24 protein-coding genes and 1 riboswitch are annotated in these 20,873 nt (G+C 38.1%); of the genes, 22 read left to right on the forward strand and 2 right to left on the reverse strand.

The window, feature by feature from the left end:
- Positions 1 to 11: 11 nt before the first annotated feature.
- Positions 12 to 158, reverse strand: coding sequence for a YuzL family protein (locus BM012_RS11830; protein ID WP_019394999.1), 147 nt, complete (start codon positions 156 to 158; stop codon positions 12 to 14).
- A 168-nt stretch (positions 159 to 326) separates the two neighbouring features.
- Between BM012_RS11830 and BM012_RS11835 the strand changes: the two genes are divergently transcribed.
- From BM012_RS11835 to sufB, 18 genes are all read left to right on the forward strand, one after another.
- Positions 327 to 2,684, forward strand: a complete 2,358-nt coding sequence (locus tag BM012_RS11835) for a 3-hydroxyacyl-CoA dehydrogenase/enoyl-CoA hydratase family protein (protein WP_061804626.1) — start codon at positions 327 to 329, stop codon at positions 2,682 to 2,684.
- Between the two features lie 16 nt (positions 2,685 to 2,700).
- Positions 2,701 to 3,879 (forward strand): acetyl-CoA C-acetyltransferase, encoded by a 1,179-nt coding sequence (locus tag BM012_RS11840; protein WP_061804625.1) that lies wholly within the window; start codon positions 2,701 to 2,703, stop codon positions 3,877 to 3,879.
- 14 nt (positions 3,880 to 3,893) lie between these two features.
- Entirely contained in the window at positions 3,894 to 5,678 is a 1,785-nt protein-coding gene (locus tag BM012_RS11845) for an acyl-CoA dehydrogenase family protein (RefSeq protein WP_061804624.1), read from the forward strand.
- Positions 5,679 to 5,782: 104 nt separating this feature from the next.
- A complete protein-coding gene (locus BM012_RS11850) occupies positions 5,783 to 6,139 on the forward strand; it encodes an arsenate reductase family protein (RefSeq protein ID WP_061804623.1) in 357 nt (118 codons plus the stop codon).
- A 162-nt stretch (positions 6,140 to 6,301) separates the two neighbouring features.
- Positions 6,302 to 6,682 (forward strand): glycine cleavage system protein GcvH, encoded by a 381-nt coding sequence (gene gcvH, locus BM012_RS11855; RefSeq protein ID WP_061804622.1) that lies wholly within the window; start codon positions 6,302 to 6,304, stop codon positions 6,680 to 6,682.
- 127 nt (positions 6,683 to 6,809) lie between these two features.
- A complete protein-coding gene (locus BM012_RS11860) occupies positions 6,810 to 7,055 on the forward strand; it encodes a YusG family protein (RefSeq protein ID WP_061804621.1) in 246 nt (81 codons plus the stop codon).
- Between the two features lie 151 nt (positions 7,056 to 7,206).
- Positions 7,207 to 7,554, forward strand: coding sequence for a toprim domain-containing protein (locus BM012_RS11865; protein WP_019395008.1), 348 nt, complete (start codon positions 7,207 to 7,209; stop codon positions 7,552 to 7,554).
- A 15-nt stretch (positions 7,555 to 7,569) separates the two neighbouring features.
- Positions 7,570 to 7,890, forward strand: a complete 321-nt coding sequence (locus BM012_RS11870; protein ID WP_061804620.1) for a thioredoxin family protein — start codon at positions 7,570 to 7,572, stop codon at positions 7,888 to 7,890.
- A gap of 149 nt (positions 7,891 to 8,039) precedes the next feature.
- Positions 8,040 to 8,405: an SCP2 sterol-binding domain-containing protein gene (locus tag BM012_RS11875; protein ID WP_139210336.1), complete on the forward strand. Its 366-nt coding sequence runs from the start codon at positions 8,040 to 8,042 to the stop codon at positions 8,403 to 8,405.
- A gap of 103 nt (positions 8,406 to 8,508) precedes the next feature.
- Positions 8,509 to 8,622: riboswitch (SAM riboswitch) on the forward strand.
- 174 nt (positions 8,623 to 8,796) lie between these two features.
- Positions 8,797 to 9,822: a methionine ABC transporter ATP-binding protein gene (locus BM012_RS11880; protein ID WP_061804618.1), complete on the forward strand. Its 1,026-nt coding sequence runs from the start codon at positions 8,797 to 8,799 to the stop codon at positions 9,820 to 9,822.
- Positions 9,815 to 10,483 (forward strand): methionine ABC transporter permease, encoded by a 669-nt coding sequence (locus BM012_RS11885; RefSeq protein WP_061804617.1) that lies wholly within the window; start codon positions 9,815 to 9,817, stop codon positions 10,481 to 10,483. Before BM012_RS11880 ends, BM012_RS11885 begins: the two co-directional genes overlap by 8 nt.
- 39 nt (positions 10,484 to 10,522) lie before the next feature.
- On the forward strand, positions 10,523 to 11,350 hold the full coding sequence (locus tag BM012_RS11890) for a MetQ/NlpA family ABC transporter substrate-binding protein (RefSeq protein ID WP_061804616.1): 828 nt from the start codon (positions 10,523 to 10,525) through the stop codon (positions 11,348 to 11,350).
- Between the two features lie 120 nt (positions 11,351 to 11,470).
- Entirely contained in the window at positions 11,471 to 11,833 is a 363-nt protein-coding gene (locus tag BM012_RS11895) for a carboxymuconolactone decarboxylase family protein (RefSeq protein ID WP_061804615.1), read from the forward strand.
- Positions 11,834 to 12,157: 324 nt separating this feature from the next.
- Complete coding sequence (sufC, locus tag BM012_RS11900) at positions 12,158 to 12,943, forward strand: Fe-S cluster assembly ATPase SufC (protein ID WP_040060177.1); 786 nt, start codon at positions 12,158 to 12,160, stop codon at positions 12,941 to 12,943.
- 23 nt (positions 12,944 to 12,966) lie between these two features.
- Positions 12,967 to 14,271, forward strand: a complete 1,305-nt coding sequence (gene sufD / locus BM012_RS11905) for a Fe-S cluster assembly protein SufD (RefSeq protein ID WP_061804614.1) — start codon at positions 12,967 to 12,969, stop codon at positions 14,269 to 14,271.
- Positions 14,271 to 15,491: a cysteine desulfurase gene (locus BM012_RS11910; RefSeq protein WP_061804613.1), complete on the forward strand. Its 1,221-nt coding sequence runs from the start codon at positions 14,271 to 14,273 to the stop codon at positions 15,489 to 15,491. The genes sufD and BM012_RS11910 overlap by 1 nt, the downstream gene beginning before the upstream one ends.
- A complete protein-coding gene (gene sufU / locus BM012_RS11915) occupies positions 15,481 to 15,927 on the forward strand; it encodes a Fe-S cluster assembly sulfur transfer protein SufU (RefSeq protein ID WP_061804612.1) in 447 nt (148 codons plus the stop codon). Before BM012_RS11910 ends, sufU begins: the two co-directional genes overlap by 11 nt.
- A gap of 46 nt (positions 15,928 to 15,973) precedes the next feature.
- Positions 15,974 to 17,371: a Fe-S cluster assembly protein SufB gene (sufB, locus tag BM012_RS11920; RefSeq protein WP_061804611.1), complete on the forward strand. Its 1,398-nt coding sequence runs from the start codon at positions 15,974 to 15,976 to the stop codon at positions 17,369 to 17,371.
- A gap of 49 nt (positions 17,372 to 17,420) precedes the next feature.
- On the opposite strand, the gene BM012_RS27070 is transcribed toward sufB, so the two are convergent.
- On the reverse strand, positions 17,421 to 17,552 hold the full coding sequence (locus BM012_RS27070; protein ID WP_268801479.1) for a hypothetical protein: 132 nt from the start codon (positions 17,550 to 17,552) through the stop codon (positions 17,421 to 17,423).
- Positions 17,553 to 17,802: 250 nt separating this feature from the next.
- On the opposite strand from BM012_RS27070, the gene BM012_RS11925 reads away from it, so the two are divergent.
- The 4 genes from BM012_RS11925 (at position 17,803) to yunB (ending at position 20,856) form a co-directional block, all read left to right on the forward strand.
- Positions 17,803 to 18,672 (forward strand): SDR family oxidoreductase, encoded by an 870-nt coding sequence (locus BM012_RS11925; protein WP_061804610.1) that lies wholly within the window; start codon positions 17,803 to 17,805, stop codon positions 18,670 to 18,672.
- Between the two features lie 104 nt (positions 18,673 to 18,776).
- Positions 18,777 to 19,640: a DUF72 domain-containing protein gene (locus BM012_RS11930; protein ID WP_061804922.1), complete on the forward strand. Its 864-nt coding sequence runs from the start codon at positions 18,777 to 18,779 to the stop codon at positions 19,638 to 19,640.
- A 62-nt stretch (positions 19,641 to 19,702) separates the two neighbouring features.
- A complete protein-coding gene (locus tag BM012_RS11935; RefSeq protein WP_019395024.1) occupies positions 19,703 to 20,005 on the forward strand; it encodes a YunC family protein in 303 nt (100 codons plus the stop codon).
- A gap of 89 nt (positions 20,006 to 20,094) precedes the next feature.
- Positions 20,095 to 20,856 (forward strand): sporulation protein YunB, encoded by a 762-nt coding sequence (yunB, locus tag BM012_RS11940; protein WP_061804609.1) that lies wholly within the window; start codon positions 20,095 to 20,097, stop codon positions 20,854 to 20,856.
- Positions 20,857 to 20,873 lie beyond the last annotated feature (17 nt).

Consider the following 20,873-nt stretch of genomic DNA (forward strand, 5'->3'; position numbering starts at 1 on the left):
TCTTTTTATCGTTAATGTCCTTGTGTATTTTCTTGCTTGTACTGTTGATTTTGTGATTTTTGTTTTCCCGTATTATCTCTTCCATGAGGACCTGCATTTCCTTTCACACTTGCAGCGCTTACGCCATTTCGAGACGGATTTTTTTGCAAACGTGCCATCGCATAACCACCTCCCTTTTTTAACATAACCTGAAAAAAGCAAAATAACCAAACGTTTAGTATTGAGAAAATTCTAAAAATAATATATATTAAAAGAAGGGTAAATAAGGCGTTTTTTAGCCATAAAATGAATGGTCATTCATTCAATAGGGTTTGGAGGGAATTTATATGGTAAAAACGATCCGAAAAGCAGCTGTCATTGGTTCAGGTGTAATGGGGTCAGGAATTGCTGCTTTACTTGCAAACGTAGGTATTCAAACACTCCTCTTAGACGTCGTACCAAACGAGCTCACGGAAGCTGAAAAGAAGAAAGGGTTATCTAAAGATGATGATGAAGTGCGAAACAGACTAGCGAAAACATCGTTAGAGCAGTCTTTAAAAAGAAAGCCAGCTCCTTTTACGTCAAAGAAAAATGTCGACTTTATAACGATTGGAAATACTGAAGACCATTGGAATGAATTAAAAACATGTGATTGGATTGTTGAAGTTGTCGTAGAGAATCTACAAGTAAAGAAACAAGTGCTTCAAAACATTGATAAAGTGAGAAAGAAAGGAAGCATTGTAAGTTCTAACACATCAGGAATTTCTGTTCATGACATGTCGGAGGAGTGCTCACAAGATTTTAAAGAGCATTTTCTAGGCACTCACTTTTTTAACCCACCTCGCTACCTCAAACTATTAGAAATTATTCCAACAAAAGAAACAAAACCAGCTATTGCTCAATATATGAAAGACTTTGGTGAAGAAGTACTAGGCAAGAAAGTAGTGTTTGCCAAAGACACGCCAAACTTTATTGCCAATAGAATTGGCACATATGGATTACTTGTAACAGTAAGAGAGATGAACAAAAGTCAGTTAAATGTTGGAGAAGTCGATTCTCTGACAGGTCCTCTTATTGGAAGACCAAAAAGCGCAACATTTCGAACGCTTGATGTTGTCGGGTTAGATACATTTGCACACGTTGCACACAATGTATTTCAGCATGTAGATGGAGAAGAAAGAGAGCTTTTTACCATTCCACCTTTTATGGAAGCGATGTTAGAAAAGGGCTTGTATGGAAGTAAAGCAGGAAAGGGTTTTTATAAAAAAGAAGGAAAAGAAATTCTTCAATTAAATACTGATACACTTCAATATGAACCACGTCAAAAGTTCCCGCTGACAGATAAAAGTAAAGGCAAGAAGAAAGATATGAAAGCGCTTTTATATTCATCCAACAGAGAAGATCAATTTCTATGGAACATCATTAGCCCTGTATTGCTTTACTCTGCCCATCTTGTGTCACAGATTGCTGACAATATTATCGACATTGATGAAGCAATGCGAGCCGGGTTCGGATGGAAGAAAGGTCCATTTGAGCTATGGGATGAGCTTGGTGTAGAAGAGACCGTCGCCAAAATGAAAAACGAAGAAAAAACGGTTCCAAGCTGGGTTGAAGAAATGCTTGAAAGTGGATTCACTACTTTCTATAAGCAAACACCTGAAGCTCTGCTCTATTTTAAAGAGAGTGAGTACGAAGTAAAAGAGAGAGAGGAAAAAAGGATTCATCTAGCGAGTCTTGAAAAAACAAACGTACTTCAGAAAAATAGCGGTGCTTCTTTACTCGATATGGGGGACGATGTGCTTTGTTTACAATTTACATCACCGAACAATGCAATTGGTCTTGATATTATCGACATGATCCACAAAGGTATTAATGAAGCAGAGCGAAATTATAAAGGGCTCGTTATTGGAAATCAAGGAAAAAACTTCTGTGTTGGCGCCAATCTTGCCATGATGCTAATGGAAGCGCAGGACGATAACTATGAAGAAATCGACTTTGTTATCTCCAAATTTCAAGGAGCAATGCAGCATATCAAATATAGCCTTGTACCTGTCGTAACTGCTCCATTTTCCATGACGCTTGGTGGAGGAGCGGAAGTTTGTTTGCCTTCTGCCCATATTCAAGCTGCAAGTGAAACATATATGGGGCTTGTAGAAGGCGGAGTTGGTCTTATTCCTGGTGGAGGAGGAAGTCAAAACCTTTATCAAAAAGTTCTTTCTCAAAATGGGAGCGGAACAGATCTTTTAAAAGTAGCTTCACACGTTTTCGAAACGATTGCGATGGCAAAAGTTTCGACTTCTGCTCGTGAAGCGGGGGAGCTTGGTTTTCTAAATCCGCAAGATAAAATCACGCAAAATGAAGAATTTCTACTCTATGATGCAAAGCAAGCAGTCATTCATCTTTCTTCCGATTATCGTGCGCCTTTACAGCAAAAGATTCCGATTGTTGGAGAGAGCGGTTATGCTACGCTTTTACTTGGAGCGCAAAGCATGAAATACTCTGGGTATATTTCTGATCATGATTTGAAAATTGCTAAAAAGCTCGCGTTTGTGATTGCTGGTGGGAGACTACCTTTTGGTACAAAAGTTGATGAACAATACTTATTAGATTTAGAACGTGAAGCTTTTTTAAGCCTGATTGGAGAGCTAAAGTCACAGGAGAGAATGCAGCATATGCTTTTGAAAGGCAAACCATTGCGTAATTAGAAGGGGGAGTAGGACTGTGAGAGAAGCAGTTATTGTAGCCGGAGCAAGAACACCTGTTGGAAAAGCGAAAAAAGGATCATTAGCAAACGTAAGACCTGATGACCTAGGGGCCCTTGCTGTGCAAGAAACGTTGAAAAGAGCAGGCGGATATAGTGGTGAAATTGATGATCTCATTATAGGATGTTCGATTCCAGAAGCAGAGCAAGGGTTAAACTTAGCGCGAAACATTGGGGCTTTAGCAGGGTTACCGTACACCGTTCCAGCGGTTACGATCAATCGATACTGCTCATCTGGATTACAAACGATTGCGTATGGCGCAGAGAGTATTATGCTTGGAAAAGCGAATGCAGTATTAGCAGGAGGCGTAGAATCAATGAGCCTTGTGCCGATGATAGGGCATGTGACACGATTGAATGCTCGCCTAGCGGAAGAAAAACCGGAGTATTATATGGCAATGGGGCATACAGCTGAACGAGTTGCCGATAAGTATGGCATTAGCAGAGAAGATCAAGATGCCTTTGCTGTAAGGAGTCACCAAAAAGCAGCAAAAGCAATACAGGAAGGTAAATTTAAAGATGAAATAGTACCTGTTGAAGTGCCGATAAGAACGGTGGATGAACATCATAAATGGAATGAGAAGAAAGTGTTGTTTAGCAAAGATGAAGGAGTACGTCCTGGAACAACAATGGAGGCTCTTAGTCATCTTCGCCCAGCTTTTGCCTTGAATGGTTCGGTGACAGCAGGAAATGCATCTCAAACAAGTGATGGGGGAGCAGCTGTCTTTTTAATGAATCATGAAAAGGCGAAAGCAGAAGGTCTTAAACCAATGGCCAAATTCCGTTCATTTGCTGTTGGGGGAGTTCCGCCTGAAATCATGGGAGTTGGTCCTGTTGTTGCTATTCCAAAGGCGTTGAAGCAAGCTGGTCTGTCGTTGAGTGATATTGGGCTATTTGAATTAAATGAAGCATTTGCATCACAAGCCATCCAGATTATTAGAGAGCTGGGGATAGATGAGGAAAAAGTAAACGTAAATGGAGGAGCGATTGCGCTTGGTCATCCACTTGGATGTACAGGAACAAAACTAACTCTATCACTTTTGCATGAGATGAAGCGAAGAGGAGAACAATTTGGCATTGTTACAATGTGTGTTGGTGGTGGCATGGGAGCAGCTGGGGTTTTCGAACTTTTAGCATAAAGGGAGGAAGAGTTATGAAAAGCAAAGGGGAGAAAGTAGTAAAAGGTGGAAGTTTCATTTTAGAAGATATTGATCCTGCTATGGTATACACCCCAGAAGACTTTACAGATGAACACAAAATGATTGCTAAAACAGCAGCTGACTATATTGACAAAGAAGTATTAAAAGAGGTGGAGCATCTTGAGAATCATGAGTTTGATCGATCTGTGAAGCTGTTGAAAAAAGCAGGGGATCTTGGGTTGCTTGGCGGAGATATTCCAGAGGAGTATGGCGGACTTGATCTTGATAAAATCAGCTCAGCCCTTGTAGCGGAAAAGTTTTCAAAAGCAGGTGGATTCTCTATTACTCATGGAGCGCACGTTGGAATAGGCTCTTTGCCAATTGTTCTTTTCGGTACAGAACAGCAAAAGCAAACATACTTACCTGAGCTTGCAAGCGGGGATAAGATTGCAGCATATGCTTTAACAGAACCTGGATCTGGTTCTGATGCCCTTGGTGCCAAAACAACGGCACGTCTAAATGAAGAAGGGACACATTATCTTTTAAATGGTGAAAAGCAGTGGATTACAAATGCAGGATTTGCCGATCTTTTTATTGTATATGCGAAAGTAGATGGAGAGCATTTTACCGCATTTATTGTAGAACGAACAGCAGAGGGAGTTTCAACAGGCCCAGAAGAAAAGAAAATGGGAATCAAAAGTTCATCAACAAGAACCCTTATTTTAGAAGATGCTAGAGTTCCTAAAGAAAATGTGTTAGGGGAAATTGGCAGAGGACATATCATTGCTTTTAATATTTTAAATATTGGCCGCTATAAATTGGGGGTTGGAGCGATTGGAGCTTCAAAACATGCCTTTGAGCTTGCTGTAAAATATACAAATGAGCGAAAACAATTTAAAACAAAGATTTCACAGTTCTCTTTAACAAAGGAAAAGCTGGCAACAATGGCAGCTAAGATTTATGCAACAGAAAGCTCTGTTTATCGAACAGTGGGGCTTTTTGAAGAGAGAATGGGATCCTTAAACGAAGAGGAAAGAAAAGACGGTGGAAAAGTAGCGGCTTCAATTGCTGAATACGCTATTGAATGTTCACTAAATAAATTCTTTGGTACAGAAGTGCTTGATTATGTTGTTGATGAAGGGTTGCAGCTTCACGGTGGCTACGGATTTATGGAAGAATACGAAATTTCACGGCTTTATCAAGATTCACGCATTAATCGGATATTTGAAGGCACGAATGAAATTAATCGCTTGCTCGTCCCAGCAACTTATTTGCGTAAAGGAGTAAAAGGAGAGCTACCTCTATTTGAGAAAGCGCAAGCTCTTCAAGAAGAAATGATGATGACAAGAGCTGTAGAAGCAGGAGAAGGGCTTCTTAATCAGGAAGAGAACTTAGTGAAGAACGGTAAAAAAATAGCTTTATTAATTCTTGGTCTTATTGCTCAAAAGTATGGAAAAAAAGCAGCGGAAGAACAGGAGATTTTGGCAAACGCTGCTGATATTATTAGCGAAGTATATGCAATGGAATCTGTTTTACTTCGAACACAAAAGGCCGTGAGGGCTACTGGTGAAGAGAAAAATCAATTAAAAGTACGTTATACCGAAATCTTTTGCCAAGAAGCATTCCAAAAAATTGAGCATCATGCAAAAGAAACACTTTCATATGTTGAAGAAGGGGATAGCCTCCGAATGATGCTTTCTGCTTTGCGTAAATTTACGAAATACATCCCCAAAAATATGATTGCTAAAAAAAGAGAAGTAGCTGAAGTACTAATCGAACAAGAGGAGTTTATTGTGTAATGACTATAAAAAAACAGGGAGAGCGTTCGAGCTTTCCTTGTTTTTTAATGAAGATTCACGATAAAATGAGAAAGAAAATATATGGAATTATGGTGGTGTAATAAATGAGTGTAACAATATATGAATATCCAAAATGCAGTACATGTCGAAATGCAAAGAAATGGCTTGATGAACATAATGTGGAATATAACGCCATACATATTGTAGAAAACCCTCCTTCAAAAGAAGAAATTAAGGAACTTTACAAAAAAAGCGGTTTAGAGCTAAAGAAATTCTTTAATACAAGTGGTAAAAAGTATCGTGAGCTTGGATTAAAAGATAAAGTAGCTTCTGCTTCAAATGAAGAACTTTTTGAACTTCTAGCTTCAGATGGCATGCTTTTAAAACGACCAATTGTGACAGACGGGGAAAAAGTAACGGTTGGGTTTAAAGATGAGATGTTTCAGAAAGAATGGAAATAGAAGGATAATACTTATTGAAAGTTTTTCTTATTTTAGAATGCTTTTAAATAGAAAATATTCTATTTTTACGTTACAATTAAAATAATATGAGAGCGTTTATGTGCTCCCTTTGATAACGAATAAAAGTGATAAGAAAATGAACGATGTATGGAGGGAACTAGAATGAGTTTACCAAAAGATTTACGTTATTCAGAAGAACACGAGTGGGTAAAAGTTGAGGGTGACAAAGTAACAATCGGAATTACTGACTTTGCACAATCAGAACTAGGCGATATCGTATTTGTTGAGCTTCCTGAAGTAGGAGCAACAATTGAAGCGGACGAGCCTTTTGGAAGCGTTGAGTCTGTTAAAACAGTATCTGAGCTGTACGCACCAATTAGCGGAAAAGTAGTTGAAATCAACGAAAACCTAGATGACAGCCCAGAGTTTGTTAACGAATCTCCATACGAAAACGCATGGATGATTGTTGTGGAGCCTGATAATAAGGAAGATATTGAGAAATTAATGACTGCAGAAGAATATCAAAAAATGATTTCAGAATAAAAATGAGGAATGTTTCCAAAAGGGAAACATTCCTCATTTTTATTCTGAAAAGGGAAAAATTTCATTTATGAACCCCTCTCTTTCAGGAGAATCTATAATTAGATTCGTCTATAAGGAGTGAAGCTTAATGTTAGAAAAGCGTCATATTGATGTAACGGACCGTGTTGTCGGAAAGTATGTAAATGATGAATTGAATTTATACGTTGAAAATGAACCAATCGGTAAGGTGACTGTTAACGAGCAAGGAAAATCAGAATATCAGTTAAATAACGGATATCAATATCGCGATAATAAATTTTACCAACATACAGATGTTACAACAGGTAAAGATATGAAGTATACAGATTGTGACAATGAAGAAGGTTGGTGCTAAAAAGCAGCGGGATTCCGCTGCTTTTTCTCTTAAAGAAAGCATTTTATAAAATTAAATATGAAGAAACAGGGGAAAAGACGTGAGAAAGCGAATATTGTATACTAAAGGATAAATGGATATTGGTGTACATTCTAACAAACAGGTGATGACAATGGTAGAAGGTATGGATAAGGTAATTATTGTTGAAGGAAGATCGGATAAAAAAAGAATTGAAAACATTATTAGAGAACCGATTGAGATTATTTGTACAAATGGCACGCTTAGCGTTGCCAAACTTGATGAAATTATTGATGCAACATTCGACAGAGACGTCTATATATTAGTCGATTCAGACGATGCTGGTGATAAGCTTAGAAAACAATTTCGTCGTGAATTTCCTGAAGCAGAACATCTTTATATTGATCGAGCCTATCGAGAAGTAGCTGCTGCACCAAGAAACCATATTGCGACCGTGTTGTTGAGTGCTAATATTGATATCAACACAGAATTTTTAGTTTAAAGGATTTGGTTAACGATGCAGGAATGGACAGAAGAGATTGTAAATGAAAATATAAACAAAGACGGATATCGCTTTCTCTATTTTTACACACCACTTTGTGGAACATGTCAGCTTGCAAAGAAGATGCTTGAAGTAAGTGAGAAAGTGCTACCAGATGTAAATATTGGAGCAGCTAATTTAAACTATATGCCAAATAAGGCAAGTGAATTTAAGATAGAAAGTGTGCCATGTTTGCTCATTTTGAAAGATGGGAAATTAGAGGAAAAAGTATATGCTTTTCATTCAGTTGAAAACATTATTGGAAAATTAGGCTCTTATGAAAGTGCTTTACGCTAATGTAAAGCACTTTTTGACATATTTCTTAGGAAATAAAGGTGTTGCGACATTGTTTGAAGTTTAAGAAAAGAGATTGTCGAGAAAAAGAACAAGGAACAGGAAAAAAAAGAGAGAACTTTAACAATACGAGAAAAAAGGAGTGTAAGCGGATGAAACTAAAAACATTAGTTCACAGTTTTATGAAACGCCTTACTAAAAGCGCTCACTTACTGCCGTTAATGGGAGACGAATATTTTGTTATTTCTCTTCAAGATGAAACAGATTCCTATTCCTTGCTTATTTCAAAAGACGAGCAAATTGTTGTGTCTGGATTAGTTCAACAAGCAAACGTTCGGATTCAGGGTGATAATAAAAGTTATTATGATTTGCTACTAAGTTTAGAAGCTTTGCAGAAGCTAAGTAAACAGCAACAAGTGGTTATAGAAGGTAGTTTTGCAGATGTTCTGAAAGCTGAAATGTTGATTAAACTGGCTACAAAAGAGCAAAAAGGAAAAGTTGTACAGTTAGCCTCATAGCAAAAAATAGAAATGTTATCACTGTTGAAAATTATTTGACATTATTTATGATAGGTGCTACAATCACTCTCGTAACTTCTAATCGTTTAATTAAATATTGCAACTCTTATCAAGAGAGGTGGAGGGACTGTGCCCGATGAAGCCCGGCAACCGTCAGATAATCTGAAAAGGTGCCAATTCCTGCAAAGCCGTGTAATACGACTTTGAGAGATGAGAGAGAGGCTTGAACATACACAACCTTTCTGCTCGTCGTGCAGAAAGGTTTTTTATTATGCTGAAAAGATTCTGTTTGGGGATACTATCCTTCATTACTAGGCCTCTTTATCGGAAAAAACTGACTTTTTAAACGATAAATAAGAATAACTGACAGATCGAAGAAGGTGAATACACAATGATTACATTGAAGAACGTCAACAAGACATACAAAACGAAATCAGGTGAAGTTGTAGCAGTCAAAGACGTAAATCTCGAAGTTGGAAAGGGAGAAATCTTTGGGATTATCGGTTACAGCGGAGCCGGAAAAAGTACGATGGTTCGACTTTTTAACGGCCTTGAGAAGCCTACAAGTGGGGATGTCGTAGTAGCAGATAACAACATTGGTCATATAAAGGGCGAACAGCTCCGAAAAGCTCGTCAAGAAATAGGAATGATCTTTCAACATTTCAATTTATTATGGTCTCGAACTGTACGTGATAATATTTCGTTTCCTCTTGAAATTGCTGGAGTACCGAAGAAAGAGAGACAAAAAAGAGCAGAGGAGCTCATTAAGCTTGTTGGGCTTGAAGGGCGCGAGAAAGCTTACCCTTCTCAATTAAGTGGAGGACAAAAACAAAGGGTTGGAATTGCGAGAGCACTTGCTAACAATCCAAAAGTTCTTCTTTGTGATGAAGCCACTTCAGCACTTGATCCTCAAACAACAGATTCAATTTTAGATTTACTTGTAGACATTAATAAAAAATTAGGACTAACAATTGTCCTCATTACGCATGAAATGCACGTTATTCGCAAAATTTGTCATCGTGTAGCGGTGATGGAGAGCGGAAATATCGTAGAGCATGGTGAAGTATTAGAAGTCTTCCGCAACCCACAGCAGAACGTAACGAAACGTTTCGTTAAGCAAGTAGCAGAAGCAGAAGATGCTTCTGAAACAATCTCTACTTTAGTAGAACGCTATAAGAGCGGACGAATTGTACAGCTCACATTTATTGGAGATGATGCGGAGCAGCCGCTTATTACTCAGCTTATCCGAAAGTTTGATATTGCGGTAAACATTGTACAAGGGAAAGTGTCTCAGCTCCAAGACGGCGCGTACGGTACACTATTTATCCATCTTGATGGAAATGAAGAAGAACTAAACAAGGCATTAGCCTTTTTGCAACAAGAGAACATCGAAGTAGAGGTGATCAATCATGTTTAGTGAATGGTTTCCAAACGTTGACTTAGAGTCTTTTCAGCAAGCAACAATTGAGACGCTCTATATGACGTCTATCTCAGTTATTGCAACGTTTATTTTAGGGATTTTACTTGGACTCTTATTATTTTTAACATCTAAGGGAAGTCTATGGGAAAACAAGTTCTTTAACACAATTATTGCTGTTATTGTGAACGTATTTCGTTCCATCCCCTTTATCATTTTAATCATTCTATTGCTTCCTTTTACAAACTTTATAATTGGTTCTATGTTTGGTCCAAAAGCAGCTCTTCCAGCATTAATTATTGGAGCAGCCCCTTTCTATGCGCGACTTGTAGAAATTGCGCTTCGTGAAATTGATCGTGGAGTTATTGAAGCAGCTCAAGCAATGGGAGCGAAAACAAGAACTATCATTTTCAAAGTATTGTTACCAGAGTCATTGCCAGCCCTTATTTCAGGTATTACTGTAACAGCTATTGCTCTTATTGGATACACAGCAGTAGCGGCAGCAATTGGAGCAGGAGGACTTGGCGCCCTAGCATATGACCAAGGATTTAAACGTAATGAGAATGATGTAACATTTTTAGCAACAGCTTTAATTTTAGTTATTGTATTTATTCTTCAATTCATTGGCGACTTAGCGACGAAGAAAATCGACAAACGCTAATGTTATAAACTAATTTTGAAATAAAAGGAGAGTCATTACATGAAAAAGTTATTTGCATCAGCTGTTCTAGCTCTATCTGTGACAAGCCTTGCAGCTTGTGGTTCAAGCGGCGGTAGCGACAGCTCTAAGGAAAAAGAAATTAAAATTGTAGCAACAAGTACTCCACATGCTGAGATTTTAGAAGAAGCAGCCTCAATTTTAGAGAAAAAAGACATCAAGCTTGATGTTGAAGTGAACGACGATTACAGTTTACAAAATAAAATGCTAGCTAGTGGTGAAGTTGATGCAAACTTCTTCCAACATACACCATATCTTAAAAATGCAATGAAGGAAGACAAAAGCTTTGATCTTGTAAGTGCAGGTGGCGTACACCTTGAGCCGATGGGTGTATACTCTAAAAAATATAAAAACCTTGATGAAATTCCTAAAAACGGAACAATTATGATTAGTAATAACGTAGCAGAAGAAGGACGCATGCTTTCTCTTTTACAACAAGGCGGTCTTATTAAACTAAAAGAAGGCGTTGACGCTGTTTCAGCAACGAAGAAAGATATTGTAGAGAATAAGAAAAATATCAACATTAAAGTTGGTGGTGATGCTGCTTTAATGCCAAAAGCATATGAAAATGAAGAAGCAGACGCAGTTATTATTAACACTAACTATGCAATCGGAGCTGACTTAACGCCAACAAAAGATGCGATTGAGTTAGAAGGAGAAGACTCGCCATACGTGAATATCGTTGCAGTGAAAAAAGGTGACGAAGATCGTGAAGAAATTAAAGAACTTATGAAAGTTCTTCATTCGAAAGAGATTCAAGACTTTATTAAAGAGAAATATAAAGGTTCTATCATTCCAGTTTCAAAATGATTTGGAAAGGGAGCGCATTTGCGCTCCCTTTTTTATTTTTATGAGAGGTGCAGAAAGCATACATTTTTTCTAGAAGACCATACTAACGTTGAAAAGTTTAAAGAAATGGAGTTGATAGGGATGGATACAGGTCAAAATTCAACAGACCAGGCGTTGCATGCGTATAAAGTAGGTATCGGTGAATTCACACAGAAGCTTCCAGATGTTGCTGAAGCATTTAATGCATTTACAGAAACATGTTTTAAAGAAGGAGAACTTTCAGCAAAACAGAAACAGCTGATTGCTCTTGGAATCAGTCTTGTAGCACAAGATGAATACTGTATTATTTACCATACAAAAGGATGTCTAGATGAAGGAGCAAGTGAGAAGGAAATTCTTGAAGCATGCGGCGTTGGCGCAGCATTTGGCGGAGGAGCAGCAATGAGTCAAGCTGTTACACTCGTGCAAGAATGCATTGGAGAACTAGATCAGCACACACATTAAACAAACGTTTGATTAATGTTTCTAGGCTAGTATTCAAGCTTTACAATGCCCCTTTTTTAAAAGGGGTCTTTTACATAAGTAAGGAAAGAAACCAATAACAGCTATTCCTTAAAATTAGTTAAAGCTTTTCTCTGTTTCTATAGTAGAAAATAGGATAGAATGAGAAGAGATTAAGAGCTAAGCCTAATAGGGAGATTAGCCTTTCTGGGTTGCCATAGGATTTTATTTGTTATAAAATTATAATGAGAATAAAATGAGAATGATTAGTAATAAAATTAATAATAAATATTGGCATATATAAGCTAATAATTGGAGGGTTTACGAATGGCAGGTTCAACATTAAAGATTACAGACCTTCATGTTGAGATTGAAGGAAAAGAGATTTTAAAAGGTGTTAACTTAGAAATTAAAGGCGGCGAAATCCACGCTGTTATGGGACCGAACGGTACTGGTAAATCAACGTTATCATCTGCAATTATGGGACACCCTAAATATGAGGTAACAAAAGGTAGCATCACGCTTGATGGAAAAGATGTTCTTGAGATGGAAGTTGACGAACGTGCACAAGCAGGTCTTTTCCTTGCAATGCAGTACCCAAGTGAAATCAGTGGTGTAACAAACGCAGATTTCCTACGTTCAGCAATTAATGCTCGTCGTGAAGAAGGTGATGAAATTTCTCTAATGAAATTCATCCGTAAATTAGATTCAAAAATGGAATTGCTTGAAATGGATCAAGACATGGCACAGCGTTACCTAAACGAAGGTTTCTCTGGTGGGGAGAAGAAACGTAATGAAATTCTTCAACTTATGATGCTTGAGCCAAAATTAGCAATCCTTGATGAAATTGACTCTGGTCTTGATATTGATGCCTTAAAGGTTGTTTCTAAAGGAATCAATGAAATGCGCGGAGAAGACTTCGGTTGCTTAATGATTACTCACTATCAACGTTTACTTAACTACATCACACCTGATCATGTTCACGTTATGATGCAAGGACGCGTTGTTAAATCTGGTGGTCCAGAACTAGCACAACGTCTAGAATCAGAAGGCTACGACTGGATTAAAAAAGAACTTGGCATTGAAGATGAAACAGTAGGACAAGAAGCATAAAGTAAGCGTTAGGAGGAAATGTCATGACGATTGAGACAACATTACCATTTGATAAAGAGTACGTCCGCAATTACTCACAGCAGTCAGAAGAGCCAACATGGCTAACAGACATCCGCTTACAAGCTCTTGAACAAGCGGAATCTCTTCCACTGCCAAAAGCAGAAAAAACAAAGATTACAAACTGGAATTTTACAAGCTTTAAGGAGCATACAGTAGAAGGTTCAGCAATTTCTTCTATTAATGAGCTACCTGAAGTTGTACAGTCTTTAATTAATAAAGAGAATGCAAATAACCTGTACGTTCAGCAAAATCAAACGGCTGTTTACTCAGAGTTAACAGCAGAGCTTAAAGAGCAAGGCGTTATTTTTACAGACATTCAAAAAGCAGCAAAAGAGCATAGTGACCTTGTACAGAAATACTTCATGCAAGGAGCGAAAGTAGACGAAAACCGTCTGACAGCTCTTCACGCAGCTCTAATGAATGGCGGCGTGTTCGTTTATGTTCCAAAGAACGTTGAAGTAAAAGAACCATTGCAAGCTGTTTTTGTTCATGAAAATGCTAAAACACCGTTATTCAACCATGTTATTGTTGTTGCTGATGATAATAGTTCTGTAACATATGTTGAGAACTACGTTTCAACAACAAATGCAGATGAAAGCATCGCAAACATCGTGACGGAAGTTTTCGCAAACAATAATGCGAAAGTAACATTTGGTGCTGTAGACTACCTTGGAGAAGGTACAACAACGTATGAAAATCGCCGTGGTATTGCAGCACGTGATGGTCGCATTGAATGGGCGCTTGGATTAATGAATGAAGGCAACACTGTTGTTGAAAACATTACTTATCTAATTGGTGACGGTTCATATGGCGATATTAAAACAGTAACAGTTGGCCGTGGTCATCAAACACAAAACTTAACTACAAACATTACACACTTCGGGAAAAATTCTGAAGGATATATCTTAAAGCACGGCGTTATGAAGGATAGTGCATCTTCAATTTTTAATGGTATCGGTAAAATTGAGCATGGTGCATCAAAATCAAATGCTGAACAAGAATCTCGCGTTCTTATGTTAAGTGAAAAAGCACGTGGAGATGCAAATCCAATTCTTCTTATTGATGAAGATGATGTAACAGCAGGACACGCAGCTTCTGTTGGTCGCGTTGATCCGATTCAACTTTACTATCTAATGAGCCGCGGTATTTCAAAAGCTGAAGCAGAACGTCTAATTGTTTATGGATTCCTTGACCCAGTTGTTCGCGAATTACCAATTGAAGAAGTGAAAAAACAGCTTGTTGAGGTAATTGAAAGGAAAGTTAAGTAATGAATATCCATGATATTCGTGAACAATTTCCAATTCTACATCAAGAGGTCAATGGAAATCCGCTTGTTTATCTAGATAGTGCAGCAACATCACAGAAACCTCTAAAAGTGATTGAAGCAGTTGATAAATACTACCGTGAGTATAACTCAAACGTGCACCGCGGTGTTCATACACTTGGTACAAGAGCAACAGATGGATATGAAGGGGCTCGTGAAAAAGTACGTAAATTTATTCATGCTTCATCAACAGAGGAAGTTATTTTTACAAGAGGTACAACAACGGCTCTTAATACGATTGCTGCAAGCTATGGACGTGAGAATGTAGGTGAAGGCGATGAAATTGTTATCACTTATATGGAGCACCATAGTAACATCATTCCATGGCAGCAAGTTGCCAAAGCAACAGGAGCTACGTTAAAATATATACCATTAACAGATGATGGTTCTCTAGATTTAGAAGAAGTGCGCAATACAGTTACATCAAACACAAAGATTGTAGCTGTTATGCACGTTTCTAACGTTCTTGGAACAATCAATCCTGTTAAAGAAATTGCTCGCATTGCTCATGAAAATGAAGCAGTTATGGTTGTAGATGGAGCACAAAGTGCGCCACATATGAAAGTGGACGTACAAGATCTTGACTGTGATTTTTATGCTTTTTCAGGACACAAAATGGGTGGCCCGACTGGTATCGGTGTTCTTTACGGAAAGAAAGCACTTCTGGAAAAAATGGAGCCTGTTGAATTTGGAGGAGAAATGATTGATTTTGTTAACCTTTATGATTCAACATGGAAAGAGCTTCCTTGGAAGTTTGAAGGTGGGACACCAATCATTGCAGGAGCTATTGGATTAGGCGCTGCAATTGATTTTCTAGAAGATGTAGGTCTTGATAACATCGCTGCACATGAGCATAAGCTTGCACAATATGCGTTAGAAAAGTTGTCAACAGTTGAAGGCATTACGATTTATGGACCGAAAGAACGCGCAGGAGTTGTAACGTTCAATCTAGATGAGGTACATCCACATGATGTAGCAACAGTACTTGACGCAGATGGAATTGCTGTTCGTGCTGGTCATCACTGTGCACAACCTCTTATGAAGTACTTGAACGTATCTGCAACAGCTCGTGCAAGTTTCTATCTATACAATACAGAAGAAGAAATTGACCGTTTTGTTTCTTCATTAATTAAAACGAAGGAGTATTTCACAAATGTCTTTTAGTAACCTTGATACACTGTACCGTCAAGTGATTATGGATCATTATAAAAATCCTCGCAACAAGGGTAACCTTGATGACGACACAGTGACAATTAATATGAACAACCCAACTTGTGGTGATCGAATTCAACTTTCTTTAAAAGTTGAGGACGATAAAGTCGTCGATGCGAAGTTTGATGGTGAAGGTTGTTCAATTTCATTATCAAGTGCTTCTATGATGACACAAGCTATTAAAGGCTTAAAAGTTGAAGATGCTCTTAAAATGTCAAAAGTTTTTTCAGATATGATGCAGGGAAAAGAATATGAAGATAGCAGCCTTGAGTTAGAAGATATCGAAGCATTACAAGGTGTATCCCAGTTTCCAGCCCGCATTAAATGTGCAACATTAGCTTGGAAAGCAATGGAAAAAGGTTTGCACGAGAAGGATAGCGACGCATAAGTAGCTTTATGATCGTATCAAACCAATATGTAGGGGGTAGTAAAAGATGGCGAAGAAGATGCCAGAAATCGGCGATTACAAGTACGGTTTTTCCGATAAAGACGTATCCATTTTCCGTTCAGAACGTGGTTTAACGAAAGAAATCGTAGAAGAGATCTCTCGTATGAAGGAAGAGCCACAGTGGATGCTTGATTTCCGCTTAAAGTCGCTTGAACATTTTTATAACATGCCAATGCCTCAATGGGGCGGAGACTTAAATAGCTTAAACTTTGATGAGATTACGTATTATGTAAAACCATCAGAACGTTCAGAGCGTTCTTGGGATGAAGTACCTGAAGAAATTAAACAAACGTTTGATAAATTAGGAATTCCAGAAGCAGAACAAAAATATCTTGCAGGGGTATCTGCTCAGTATGAGTCAGAAGTTGTTTACCATAACATGCAAGAAGATCTTGAAGCAAAAGGGATTGTCTTCAAGGATACAGATTCAGCACTAAAAGAAAACGAAGAGCTTTTCCGTGAGCACTGGGCGAAAGTAATTCCGCCAACAGACAATAAGTTTTCAGCACTAAACTCAGCAGTTTGGTCTGGTGGATCATTCATTTATGTGCCAAAAGGTGTAAAAGTGGAAACACCTCTTCAAGCTTACTTCCGTATTAATTCAGAAAATATGGGACAGTTTGAGCGTACGCTTATCATTGTTGATGAAGGCGCACATGTACACTATGTTGAAGGCTGTACAGCACCTGTTTACACAACAAACTCACTTCACAGTGCAGTTGTAGAAATCATCATCAAAAAAGATGCTTACTGTCGTTATACAACAATTCAAAACTGGGCAAACAACGTATACAACCTTGTAACAAAACGCGCAGTTTGTGAAGAAAACGCGACAATGGAATGGATTGATGGTAACATCGGTTCAAAACTTACAATGAAATATCCAGCAGTTATCTTAAAAGGTGAAGGTGCTCGTGGTATGACACTTTCTATCGCTCTAGCTGGTAAAGGTCAGCACCAAGATGCAGGAGCTAAAATGATTCACTTAGCACCAAATACGTCTTCTACAATCGTTTCTAAATCGATTTCTAAACATGGCGGAAAAGTAACGTACCGTGGTATTGTTCACTTTGGTCGTCGTGCAGAAGGTGCTCGCTCTAATATCGAGTGCGATACGCTTATCATGGATAACAAATCAACATCAGATACAATTCCGTACAACGAGATTTTAAACGATAACATCTCGCTTGAACATGAAGCAAAAGTTTCAAAAGTATCTGAAGAACAGCTTTTCTATCTAATGAGCCGTGGTATCTCAGAAGAAGAAGCAACAGAAATGATCGTAATGGGCTTCATCGAGCCGTTTACAAAAGAACTTCCAATGGAGTATGCGGTTGAAATGAACCGTCTTATCAAGTTCGAAATGGAAGGTTCTATTGGTTAATAGACAGAAAAAAGGGTGAACCTCTTTCAAAGAGGTTCACCCTTTTCCTTTATCGTAGAGCGTTAAGGCTTGTTTGTTTAGCTTCTTCTACCATTCTTTTTGCTTTTTGGTCTTCAATATGGTCTTTTTTCGCTTTTTCTTCAATCTTCTCTGTCTCATTTTTAGAATGAGGGATTTCCACTTTTTAATCATTCCTTTTTTAAAATTTGTAATCAAAGCTTACGTACTGTCCATGAGATTGTTCTAGAAATTAAGCTTCTACCATATCTTCCTCCTCTTAAAAAGCATTCATCTATCTTTTTCCCCCTTTTTTCTATAATAAACATTATTGGAATCGTAACCTATCGCCCTGTTTAAAGAAAAATTAAACGTGGTACTGACATATATAACAATAAAAAATAATTAAAGATAATGACAAGGAGGAATTGAGGATGAAAGACACAAATCGACAAGTTGGCGGAACAAAAGGACAAACTCAAGATCGTCAGCCAGGAATTGAAAGTGAAATGGATCCTAGACCTGTATATGAAGAGAAGGACTATAAAGGGGCGGACAAATTAAAAGACAAAGTAGCTCTTATTACAGGTGGAGATAGCGGAATCGGTAGAGCTGTAGCAATTGCTTATGCAAAAGAAGGCGCACATGTTGCTGTTTCTTACTTAGATGAAGAAGGAGATGCAGAAGTTGTTAAAGAAGCAGTTGAGAAAGAAGGAGTAAAATGTACGCTTCATGCAGGGGACGTAGGAGATGAAGACTTCTGTAAACGTCTTATTAAAGATGTTGTAGCTGAACATGGCCGTATTGATATTCTAGTAAACAATGCAGGTGAACAGCACCCACAAGACGGAATTGAAAACATTTCAACAGAGCAATTGCATAAAACATTCCAAACAAACTTCTTCTCTATGTTTTATCTAACAAAAGGTGCTCTTCCACATATGAAAGAAGGAAGCACAATTATCAATACAGCTTCTATTAATGCATATAGAGGGCATGCAACTCTTATTGATTACTCTTCAACAAAAGGAGCAATTGTAGCCTTTACACGCTCAATGGCACAGTCTCTTGCAGATAAAGGGATTCGAGTGAATGGTGTAGCACCAGGACCAATCTGGACACCGCTTATTCCTGCGACATTCCCAAAAGAACAAGTAGAAGAGTTTGGCTTAGACACATTAATGAAGAGACCAGGACAGCCTGTAGAGCACGTAGGAAGTTATGTCCTGCTTGCAAGCGATGAATCATCATATATGACAGGACAGTTCATCCACATTAATGGAGGAGCCTACATTTCAAGCTAAAAAAAGCCGATTTCCGGCTTTTTTTTATTATTAACACTGCTCAATCGAGAAATCGAAAAGAATAGGATATAATAGAAGAAAATAAAATGGTGTGGGGTTTTGATATGATTCAAATAGGTGTAACAGGCTGGGGTGATCATGATTCCCTTTATCCAGCTGGAACAAGAAGTAATGAAAAATTAGAAGTATACAGCGGCCATTTTCCTATTGTTGAAGTGGATTCTTCATTTTATGCTGTTCAACATTCTTCAACATTTGAAAAATGGGTAGCACAAACACCAAAATCATTTGGATTTATTGTAAAGGCATATCAAGGCATGACAGGGCATTTGAAAGAAGAAATTCCTTTTGAATCTAAAGAGGAAATGTTTGAGAAGTTTAAGCTATCCATTTCTCCTCTCATAAAAGCAGGTAAGCTAAAGGCTGTTCTCTTTCAATATCCGCCTTGGTTCCGATGTGAAAAAGCTTCAGTCAACCTACTGAACTATACAAAGAAAATGATGGGATCTATTCCTATTGCAATTGAATTTCGTAATAAGACATGGTTTGAAGGGGAGATGAGAGAGCGTACAATATCTTATCTGAAAGAAAACGGATGGATTCACACTGTATGTGATGAACCACAGCTTCAAAGTGGAGAAGGATACGTTCCAATTGTGCCAAAGGCAACCTCCAAAGAGTTAACAATTATTCGTTTTCACGGTCGTAATAGTGCAGGATGGACGAGAGGGAACCGCTCAAATGCAGAGTGGCGAAAAGTACGCTGCTTGTATCGCTATAATGAAAAGGAATTAGTAGAGTGGAAAAATCGACTTGAAGAGATGAAAAAGGAAACAAAAGAAATTTGTCTTCTTTTTAACAACAATTCAGCAGGAGATGCTGCAGATAATGCCAAGCAGATGATTGACCTTCTTAATCTAGAGTATGAAGGGCTTGCTCCAAAGCAGCTGGATTTCTTTGATTTATAACTATCTTTAATCACCTTTCTAAATGTTTATCATACATTGACTATAGAAGGGGTGTAGTCAAAATGATAACGTTAGAACCGATTGTAATTGAAGGAAAAACATTCAATGCTACAACAGTTGCTCTGCCAAAAACAACGCTTCTTGTTGTCTCTAACGACAAAGGATACATTATGTGTGGTGCCCTTGATGTTGGACTATTAAACGATAAGTTAAAAGATCGCAATATTCTAGCAGGACGGGCAACAGGGGTTAAAACGATTGACCAACTATTAGAGGCTCCTCTTGAATCTGTGACACTTTATGCGGAACAAAAAGGGATTGTGGCTGGCATGAAGGGAAAAGATGCTTTATTAAAAATGGTGTAGGAAGACGGAAGATGCCGTCTTCTTTTTTATGAATTTAGAAATGAGCTTATCTTCTCTTGCATATATATAGTTTGTAGGGGGGGTAAGCCGTGTACAAATTAAGAAGAAGACCCCATCGCAAAGGTCCTCTGCCATTTCGGTATGTATTATTGTTAAGCTTTGTTTTCTTTATTTTATCTACGTCGCTTGGAATTTGGCTTATTAATAAGGCGGTAGAACCGACTCTTATGGCTTATGCAAATATGCAAACGAAAAAAATTGCTCAATATGTCATTAATGAAGCAATTGATAAAGAAATTACAAACCAGCTTGACCCTGAATCAGTCTTTGGTACAACTGGAGAAGCAGGAGATGGCACAGCAGTAAATCTTAATACAGCTGTTGTAACAAATGTTTTAAAAGAGACAACAACACTTGTACAAAAGAGTCTGCGCGATATTGAAAAAGGAGAAGGACAAATTGCAGATCCCCCTAGTGGAGTAGAAATAGAAGAAAGTAAAAAACTTCGCGAAGAGGGAATTTTGTATCATATTCCACTTGGACGTGCAACAGATAATGCATTGCTTGCAAACCTAGGTCCAAACATTCCAGTAGAGTTTAGCACAATTGGAGCGGCCCATACAGATGTAGAAACAAGCATTGAGGAGTACGGAATTAACAATGCTATGATTACAGTTTATGTGAAAGTTCAAGTTGATGTGCAAGTAGTGCTTCCGTTTGCAACGGATATAGCTAGGGTAACAACGAAAGTTCCTGTTGCAATGAGAATTCATGAAGGAAGTGTACCAGACTATTACAATAGAGGCGGAGACGGCAATGGAGCAGCAATAGAACTGCCAGGAAAAAAATAAAAGGACTTCCAGGAAAG

This window comes from Priestia endophytica DSM 13796, assembly GCF_900115845.1.
Classification (GTDB): domain Bacteria; phylum Bacillota; class Bacilli; order Bacillales; family Bacillaceae_H; genus Bacillus_I; species Bacillus_I endophytica.